An 847-nucleotide genomic window follows, 5' to 3' on the forward strand; every position below is an offset into this window, starting at 1 on the left:
CGAACAACTGTCGTTGCCGACCGACCGGCCCCGGCCGCGGGTGGCGAGCTACCGTGGTGACACCGTGGCGGTGGTGATCGATGCCGAGACCCGGGCGTTGGTGCGGCGGCTGGCGCGGCGGGAGGACGCGACGGAGTCGATGGTGCTGCAGGCGGGGTTGGCGGTGCTGCTGTACCACCTCGGCACGGGTGCGGACATTCCGCTCGGGACACTGATCGCCGGGCGTACCGACGAGGCGTTGACCGATCTGGTCGGGTTCTTCGTCAACACCTGGGTGTTGCGGGCACACCTCACCCCGGCGGGTTCGTTCACCGACCTGCTCGGGCAGGTACGGGAGAAGGCGTTGGCCGCCTACGCCAATCAGGACGCGCCGTTCGAGTTGTTGGTCGAGCTGCTCAACCCGGTTCGCTCCACGGCACACCACCCGCTGTTCCAAGTGGCACTGGCCTTCCAGAACAACACGTTGCCCACCCTCGAACTGCCCGATATCCAGGTCGCTCCTGTGGATCCTCGGTCGGGCACAGCCCGCTTCGATCTCCTGTTCAATATCGGTGATGCCCCCGACGGCGCGGGATTCACCGGTTTCGTGGAGTTCGCGACCGACCTGTTCGACCGGGCGACGGTCGAGGCGATCGCGGCACGATTCGTGCGGGTGTTACGGCAGGCGGCCTCCACCCCAGAGATGGCGGTGGGTGCGGTGGACGTGCTCACCGCCGCCGAACGCGATGAGCTACTGAAGGAGTGGAACGACACCACGGTGGCTGTCGATACCGATATCACCTTGGTCGGGCTGATCGAGGCACAGGTGCGGCGGTCCCCGCAGGCGGTGGCGGTAGTGTGCGCCGGG

General features: G+C 67.3%; 1 protein-coding gene. It reads left to right on the forward strand.

Annotated elements, in window-relative coordinates:
- A partial coding sequence (locus ACX4ZE_RS22855) for a condensation domain-containing protein (RefSeq protein WP_480275524.1) occupies window positions 1–847 on the forward strand: 847 nt, incomplete at both ends.

It is taken from the genome of Nocardia sp. TBRC8007, from assembly GCF_056629435.1.